The organism is Piscicoccus intestinalis NBRC 104926, assembly GCF_001515525.1.
Taxonomy (GTDB): Bacteria; Actinomycetota; Actinomycetes; order Actinomycetales; family Dermatophilaceae; genus Kineosphaera; species Kineosphaera intestinalis.
Window position 1 is genome coordinate 1 of the sequence record NZ_BCNQ01000192.1, and the last position, 7,379, is coordinate 7,379.

Below are 7,379 nucleotides of genomic sequence, written 5' to 3' on the forward strand. Positions count from 1 at the left end.
CCCCGGCGCGCCGGACGCAGAAGTCCAGCGCCCGGCTCAGGGTGAGCGTGCTGCCGGCGATCGCGCCGGTGGCCACGACGCGCGCCACCCCGTCGCGCACGACGACGTCGAGCGGTCCGAGCCGCATCGGCCCGTCTCCCAGGCCGGCCGCGCTCAGCGCGTCGGTGATGAGCACGACCCGCTCCCCCGCCACTGCGAACAGGCCCGCGACGACCGGTGCCGCCAGGTGCACGCCGTCGGCGATGACCTCGATCGCCACCCGCTCGTCCTGCAGGCACGCGAGGATGGGCCCCGGCTCCCGGTGGTGCAGCCCGCGCATCGCGTTGCACAGGTGGGTGGCCACCGGCGCCCCCGCGGCCAGCGCCGCCCGGGTCTGCTCGTACGTCGCGTCGGTGTGCCCGATCGCGGCGACGACGCCGCGCGCGGCGAGGCCGCGGACCGCTTCCGGGCCGCCGTCGAGTTCGGGCGCGAGGGTGACCATGCGCACCACCGGGCCGAATTCGGCATTGAGGCGGTCGACGAGCCCGACGAGGTCGACGTCGGCGGGGCTGCGCAACAGCGCCGGCTCGTGCGCGCCGTGATGCGCCGGCGACAGGCACGGGCCCTCGAGGTGCACCCCGAGCAACTCCCCCGCGGCGACGAGCGGAGCCAGCCCGCGCACCTGCTCGCGCAACTCCTCCGGTGAGTCGGCGACGAGGCTGGCCATGAGCGAGGTGGTGCCCGCGCGGCGGTGCGCGGCGATGGCCGCACGGGCCTGGTCGGCGTCGCCGCTGGGGAACGACCCGCCTCCCCCGCCGTGGCAGTGCATGTCGACGAGGCCGGGCGCGAGCACCGACTCCCCGAGGTCGACGACCGAACCCGATGCGGGGGCGCCGCGCCCGACCTCGGCGAGGTGCGCGCCCTCGACGCGCACCCACCCCGGCACCAGTCCGCCAGGCAGCAGGGTGCGCGCCGAGGCAAGAATCACGGCCGCTTCACGATCGGATCGGTCCCTCGCCCTCGACACCCTGGCCGCGAGGCTCGCCCCGTCGCTCGGCGCGCCCACCGGCCTCGACACGCTCGACACGCTCGGGCTCGGCGGTCGGGTCCATCGACATGCCCTCGGCGCCGTCTTCCTCGCGGCCCGGGGTGCGCAGGTTCCACCGGCGGATCGCGAACCGGAACAGGACGTAGTAGATCACCGCGTAGACGAGGCCGACGACGATGAGCAGCAGCGGCTGCTCGGCGATGCGGTAGTTGAGGATGAAGTCGAACAGGCCCGCGGAGAAGCTGAACCCGTCGCGGATGCCGAGGGCGTTGACGACCGCCAGCGAGGTGCCGGTCAGCACGGCGTGCATGACGTACAGCGGCCACGCGACGAACATGAATGCGAACTCCAGCGGCTCGGTGACGCCGGTGAGGAACGCGGTCAGCGCCACCGAGAACATGAGGCCGAACGTCGCCTTGCGGGCTGCGGGCTTGGCCTCCTGCGCCATCGCCAGGGCCGCGGCGGGCAGCGCGAACATCATGATCGGGAAGAAGCCGGTCATGAACGCGCCCGCGGTCGGGTCGCCGGAGAGGAACCGAGCGATGTCGCCGTGCACGACCTCGCCGCCGGCGGGCTGGAACGAGCCGAGCACGAACCACGGCACCGAGTTGAGGATGTGGTGCAGGCCCAGCGGGATGAGCAGGCGGTTGAGCGTGCCGTAGACGAACCCGCCGATGACGGTGTTCTGGCTGACCCACTCGCCGACGCCGGTCAGGCCGGTGTCGAACGCCGGGTAGATGAACGACATGACGACCGACAGGGCCAGCGCGGCGAAGGCGGTGATGATCGGCACGAACCGGCGGCCGCCGAAGAACGCGAGGTAGTCGGGCAGTTTGATGCGGTGGTAGCGCTGCCACAGGAACGCCGCGATGAGCCCGACGAGGATGCCGCCGAGCACCCCGAAGTTGATGAGTTCCTGCTTCTCCCCCTCCGCCGCCGGGCCGAGGATGTACGGGCTCATCGCGTCACCGACGCTCTTGTACGTCAGGTAGCCGACGACCGCCGCGAGCGCCGTCGAGCCGTCGGAGCGGCGCGCCATGCCGATCGCGACGCCGAGCGCGAACAGCAGCGGCAAGTTGTCGAACAGCGCGCTGCCGCCCGCGCCGATGACCGCGGCGACCGGGCCCCAGTTCAGGCCGTCCGCGCCGAGCATGTCGTCGGAGCCGAGCCGCAGCATGAGACCGGCCACCGGCAGCGCGGCGATCGGGAGCATCAGGCTGCGGCCGAACTTCTGCAGTCCCGCGAGGTTCATCCTGCGGCGACCGGAGGTCTCGTCGGCGATGGTCATGGCGGTCCTTCCGTGCGGTCTGCGCCGGTCCCGGAGCCGGAACGGCCCCGGCGGTCGGCGCGGACGAGCCGCCTGCGACCACCGGTGTTGCGATACACCGCCCATGGTGGTGGGCCCGGGCCGTCGCACTGGGGAACCGGCCCGCTTCCGGCACTGGCGTGTCGCTCCGAGCGTGTCGCGATGCGGGGCCTGCCCGGAACGCGGACACCGCTTCATCGGGACTCGGACGCCCGGCAGCCTGCGGCGTCGGGGATGATTGGATCGGATCGTGGGCCCCGTGAGCCGGGGCCGTCCCGCACCGACCACGCCGGAAGGACCATGACATGAGCAAGGCTTCGGACATCCTCGCCGCCCTCGGCGGCGCCGACAACATCACCGAGATCGAGCCGTGCACGACGCGGCTGCGCACGGAACTGCAGGACGCGGCGCGCGTCGACGAGGCGGCGCTCAAGCGCGCCGGGGCGCACGGTGTGATCTCGGCCGGCAACGTCGTGCAGGTCGTCGTCGGCCTCGACGCCGAGAACCTCGTCGACGAGATCAACGACCTCATGTGAGTTCTTTACGACGAGAAGGGGGTTCGGACCATCACGGTCCGAGCCCCCTTCGTCGTGTCGGGTTGTGACGCCGCAGCGCTACAACGTGAGCCCGACGAGCACCGGCTCGTTGACGAGCCGCACCCCGAAGGCCTCCTGCACGCCGTCGCGCACGTGCCTCGCGAGCGCGAGCAGGTCGTCGGCGCTCGCGTCGCCGCGGTTGGTCAGCGCGAGGGTGTGCTTGGTCGACAGCGCCGCGGGCCCGGGCATGCCGTAGCCCTTGCCGAACCCGGCCCGGTCGATGAGCCAGGCGGCGCTCGACTTCACGGTTTCGTCGGCCCCCGGGAAGCCGGGCGGGGCGACGTCCGGCCCCAGGCGCGCCGCCACCCGCTCGCGCAGCTGCTCGAACTGCGCGGTCGACAGGATCGGGTTGGTGAAGAACGACCCGCAGCTCCACGTGTCGTGGTCGGCGGCGTCGAGCACCATGCCGCGCTTGTGTCGTTGTTCCAATACAGCCTGGCGGGCGTCGGCCAGCGGCACGCGGGCACCCAGCTCGACGCCGAGCCCGCGGGCGAGGTCGGCGTACGCGATCGGCGTGGACAGGTCGGCGATCTCGAGTTGGAAGAGCACCTCGAGCACGACGTAGCGGGGGCTGGCCCCGTCCATCGCGCCCTTGAATCGCGAGTGGCGGTAGGAGAACTCGCATTCGGAGGCGGTGAACGTGCGGATCGCGGCGGCGTCGCGGTCCCAGACCCGCACCCGCGCGATCGTCTGCGAGACGTCCTGTCCGTAGGCGCCGACGTTCTGCACGGGCGTCGCGCCGACGAGCCCGGGGATGCCGGACAGCGCCTCGATGCCCGCCCAGCCGCGGTCGACCGCGTGGGCGACGACGTCGTCCCACACCTCACCGGCGGCGATGCGCACGGTCGCGCCGGAGCAGTAGTCGGCGGATTCGACGTCGATGCCGCGCGAGGCGATCCGCACGACGGTGCCCTCGAAGCCGGCGTCGGCGACGAGCAGGTTGGAGCCGCCGGAGAGCACGAGCAGCGGCTCGCCCGCCTCGTCGGCCTGCCGCACGGCGTGCACGATCTCGTCGGCGTCGGAGGCGGTGACGAACCGGCGCGCGGGCCCGCCGACCCGCATCGTCGTCAGGTCCGCCAGCCGCGGGTGCTTGCTCACGAGGAGGGGGTGGAGTCGGCGGGGGCCGCGGCCGCGTCGGCGGGCTCAGCGGGACCGGCGTCGGTGGCCTCTGCGGCGGGGGCCGTGGAGACGACGGCGAGCGCGCGGCCGAGCACTTTCGCGCCGCCGCTGGTGACGGCGAGCTCGACGGTGGCGCGGCCCGCCTCCGCGTCGACCTTCTTGACGGTGCCGCTGACCTGCACGGTGGCGCCGGTGTCGCGGGGGACGACGACCATCCCGACGAACTTCGTGCCGTACTCGAGGATGCGGGCCGGGTCGCCGCACCAGGCGCTGACGCACTCGACCGCGGCGCCCATCGTGAACATGCCGTGGGCGATGACGTCGGGCAGCCCGACTCCCGTGGCGAAGCGCTCGTCCCAATGGATCCGGTTGCGGTCGCCGCTGGCGCCGGCGTAGTGCACGAGGCGCGCGCGGTCGACGGCGATCTCCAGAGGCGGCAGGGTGTCGCCGACGGCGACCGCTTGCAGGTCGGTGCTTTCGGTGGTCACGAGTCGGCCCCCCGCACGATGAGGCTGGAGGTGACGGTGGTGCGTGGCTGCCCGTCGGTGGTGGCGAGCTCGACGCGTGTGGTGACCATCGCGTTGCCGGCGACCTCGCGCACGCGGTCGACGTGCAGGGTGCCGACGACCTCGTCGCCGGCGGTCAGCGGCGCGTGGTGGGTGAACTTCTCCTCGCCGTGCACGACGCGGGTGAAGTCGATCTGGGCCTGCGGGTCGGCGATGAACTGGGCCTCGACCCGCTGCGCGAGCACGACCGCGAAGGTCGGCGGCGCGATGACGTCGCGGTGGCCGGCCGCGCGGGCGGCCTCGACGTCGTGATGCAGCGGGCTGTGGGCGCCGAGCACCTGCGCGAAGTCGCGGATGTGCTCCCGGCCCACCTGGTAGGGCGCCCCCGGTGGGTAGGTGCGGCCCTCGAAGGAGGCGTTGACTGGCATGGCGACTACCTTAGGGCGCGGCAACGGCCGCCACCCTCAAGGGCGACGGCCGTGGCGGTCTACGACGAGCTGGTGCGGGCCCGCAGGGCTGTCGCACCCGAGGAGCCGGCGGACCGGCTCCGGGCGGCGCGCGTCAGCGGGTCTCGCGGTGCGCGGTGTGCTTGCCGCAGTTGGAGCAGAACTTTGCCAACTCGAGCCGGTCGGGGTCGTTGCGGCGGTTCTTCTTCGTGATGTAGTTGCGGTGCTTGCACTCCACGCAAGCAAGCGTGATCTTGGGGCGGACCTCACTGGTCTTGCTGGCCACAGGACTACCTGTCTTTCTGCGCGGTCGGGCGTGTGCAGCGGCGCCCGGAGTCGGGCACACCGACTCACCAGAGTACGTGACATGGTGATGAACCGGAAAAGCGCTGGTAGCGAGGGCGGGAGTCGAACCCGCGACACCACGATTATGAGTCGTGTGCTCTAACCACCTGAGCTACCCCGCCGCGGGCCTGGCGGCACCTGCGCCGACGCGGCCCGGGCCGCGAAGGAGGTGCTGACAGACCTGAGCCCCGATAGGGAATCGAACCCTAGACCTTCTCCTTACCATGGAGACGCTCTGCCGACTGAGCTATCGGGGCGAGCCAGCCGCGCAGTGGCGCGCTGACATGCAGGGAAGACCATACCCGAGAGCCCACCCCCGTGCGAAATCGGCCTCCCCAGCGAGTGAACCTCACCGAACGTCCCTGAAAACTGCGTGTCATGGTCGGAGCTGCGGCATGGACTGCAGTTCTCACCGCGACACGCAGTTCTCAGCGACGTTGGGGGCGGTCAGAAGGTCAGTCGTCGATGCCGCGGGCCGCGAGGGCCTCGCCGACGCGGTCGGCGTGGCGCACGGCGCGCACGACGAGCGGAGTCAGCAGGGTGTCGGGGGTCAGGCGCATGCCGCGCGCCTGACGGGCCTCGCGCACGACGCGCAGGCCGTCGAGCAGCACCGGCACCGACCGGATCGCCAGGGCGATGACGAGCCCGACGCGCTCGGGGTCGATGCCGATCCGCCGCGCCGGCACGACGATGCGCACGATGGCGTCGGTCATGTCCGCGACGCGGGTGGTCGCGGAGACGAGCGAGGCGGCGGTCACCGCGACGACGAGCCCGCCGACGACGACGTAGGCCCGCTCCCAGCCCGCGAGCCACGCCTGCACAGGCGTGAGCACGAGCACGATCCAGCGCAGCGGCCACACCAGCCGACCCAGGCCGCGCAGTCCGAGCCCGGCCCACAGCCCGACCGCCACGACGATCAGCGCGCCCGCGGTGACGACCTCCCAGCGGGCCGCGAGCAGCAGCGCGGTGGTCGCGGCGAGCAGCACCGCGAGCTTGACCCCGGGTCGGGCCCGGTGCACCGCCGAGTCACCGGCGACATAGACGCCGATCACGACTCGTCCATGAGCCGGCGGTAGCGCTCCAGCGACTCCTGCGGCGGCCCGTCGGCGGCCACGCGGCCGGCGTCGATGACGACCACCCGGTCCCAGTCGGCGAGCAGCTCCAGCTGGTGGGTCACGAGCACGACCTGCTGGTCGAGCCCGGCCATCAGCCGGGTGATCTCGCGCGCGTTGCGGCGGTCCAGCAGCGTCGTCGGCTCGTCGGCGACGAGCACCGAGGGCTGTGTGACGAGCACGGCCGCGAGCGCGAGCAGCTGTTTCTGCCCGCTGGAGAGCTGGTGTGCGGGGTGATCGGCGTGGTCGGCGAGCCCGAAGCGCGTCAGCGCCTCGCGCACGCGCGCGGCGCGCTCGGCCCGGTCGAGCCGGTGGCGGCGCAGCGAGAAGTCGACGTCCTCGGCGACCGTCGGCATGACGATCTGCGCCTCGGGGTCAGGAAAGACGAACCCGACCCGGCGCCGCACCGCCGCCCCCTGCCTGGCCACGTCGAGCCCGTCGACGCCGACCCGCCCGCGGCTCGGGCTGATGAGGCCGTTGATCATCCGCGCCAACGTCGACTTGCCGGAGCCGTTCGCGCCGACGATGCCGACGCGCCGCTCGCTCAGCGTCAGGTCGATGCCGCGCAGCACGACTCGCTTTCCGTAGGAGTGGTGCACCCCCTCGAACGTGATCACGGCCCGACCCTACGGGCCAGCAGGGCCAGGGCCTGACCGCCTCCGATGGCGCAGGTGGCGAGGCCGTAGGCCGCGCCGGCGTCGACGGGCGGCGCGGAGGCGGTGACGAGCCGGGAGAAGAGCCGCACGACGAGCAGCGCGCCCGAGGCACCCCAGGGGTGGCCGAGGGCGATCGCGCCGCCCCACGCGCAGACGCGCTCGGCGTCGGCGCCGAACGGATCGAGCCCGAGGGCGTCGGTGCACGCGAGCACCTGCGCCGCGAAGGCCTCGGTGATCTCGAACGCCGCGACCGCCTGCAGCGGCTC

Annotated in this window: 9 protein-coding genes, 2 tRNA genes and 1 pseudogene; 1 reads left to right on the forward strand and 11 read right to left on the reverse strand. The window is 72.8% G+C overall.

Annotated elements, in window-relative coordinates:
* Positions 1–967: N-acetylglucosamine-6-phosphate deacetylase (locus PINTE_RS19445; RefSeq protein ID WP_068433988.1), on the reverse strand; the 967-nt coding region annotated here is incomplete at its 3' end.
* 7 nt (positions 968–974) lie between these two features.
* On the reverse strand, positions 975–2,315 hold the full coding sequence (locus PINTE_RS19450) for a PTS transporter subunit EIIC (protein ID WP_068433990.1): 1,341 nt from the start codon (positions 2,313–2,315) through the stop codon (positions 975–977).
* A gap of 323 nt (positions 2,316–2,638) precedes the next feature.
* Here PINTE_RS19450 and PINTE_RS19455 point away from each other — a divergent pair, with 323 nt between their 5' ends.
* Complete coding sequence (locus tag PINTE_RS19455) at positions 2,639–2,869, forward strand: PTS sugar transporter subunit IIB (RefSeq protein ID WP_068433991.1); 231 nt, start codon at positions 2,639–2,641, stop codon at positions 2,867–2,869.
* A 78-nt stretch (positions 2,870–2,947) separates the two neighbouring features.
* Here the strand turns inward: PINTE_RS19455 and PINTE_RS19460 are convergent, their stop codons facing one another.
* The 9 genes and pseudogenes from PINTE_RS19460 to PINTE_RS19500 all read right to left on the reverse strand — a co-directional run.
* A complete protein-coding gene (locus PINTE_RS19460) occupies positions 2,948–3,991 on the reverse strand; it encodes a UDP-N-acetylmuramate dehydrogenase (RefSeq protein ID WP_068434006.1) in 1,044 nt (347 codons plus the stop codon).
* Between the two features lie 32 nt (positions 3,992–4,023).
* Positions 4,024–4,536: a MaoC family dehydratase gene (locus PINTE_RS19465; protein WP_068433993.1), complete on the reverse strand. Its 513-nt coding sequence runs from the start codon at positions 4,534–4,536 to the stop codon at positions 4,024–4,026.
* Entirely contained in the window at positions 4,533–4,982 is a 450-nt protein-coding gene (locus PINTE_RS19470; protein ID WP_068433995.1) for an FAS1-like dehydratase domain-containing protein, read from the reverse strand. The genes PINTE_RS19465 and PINTE_RS19470 overlap by 4 nt, the downstream gene beginning before the upstream one ends.
* A gap of 133 nt (positions 4,983–5,115) precedes the next feature.
* Positions 5,116–5,286 carry a 50S ribosomal protein L33 gene (rpmG, locus tag PINTE_RS19475; protein ID WP_068433997.1) on the reverse strand — a complete coding sequence of 57 codons (171 nt, stop codon included), beginning with the start codon at positions 5,284–5,286 and terminating at the stop codon, positions 5,116–5,118.
* A 104-nt stretch (positions 5,287–5,390) separates the two neighbouring features.
* Positions 5,391–5,467: transfer RNA gene (locus PINTE_RS19480), tRNA-Met, on the reverse strand.
* 62 nt (positions 5,468–5,529) lie between these two features.
* Positions 5,530–5,602, reverse strand: a tRNA-Thr gene (locus PINTE_RS19485).
* 198 nt (positions 5,603–5,800) lie between these two features.
* On the reverse strand, positions 5,801–6,397 hold the full coding sequence (locus PINTE_RS19490; RefSeq protein ID WP_068433999.1) for an energy-coupling factor transporter transmembrane component T family protein: 597 nt from the start codon (positions 6,395–6,397) through the stop codon (positions 5,801–5,803).
* Positions 6,394–7,074 carry an energy-coupling factor ABC transporter ATP-binding protein gene (locus PINTE_RS19495; protein ID WP_068434005.1) on the reverse strand — a complete coding sequence of 227 codons (681 nt, stop codon included), beginning with the start codon at positions 7,072–7,074 and terminating at the stop codon, positions 6,394–6,396. The genes PINTE_RS19490 and PINTE_RS19495 overlap by 4 nt, the downstream gene beginning before the upstream one ends.
* Positions 7,071–7,379 (reverse strand): annotated as a pseudogene (locus tag PINTE_RS19500) (acetyl-CoA C-acyltransferase); the annotation flags it as partial. The pseudogene PINTE_RS19500 and the gene PINTE_RS19495, both read right to left, overlap by 4 nt.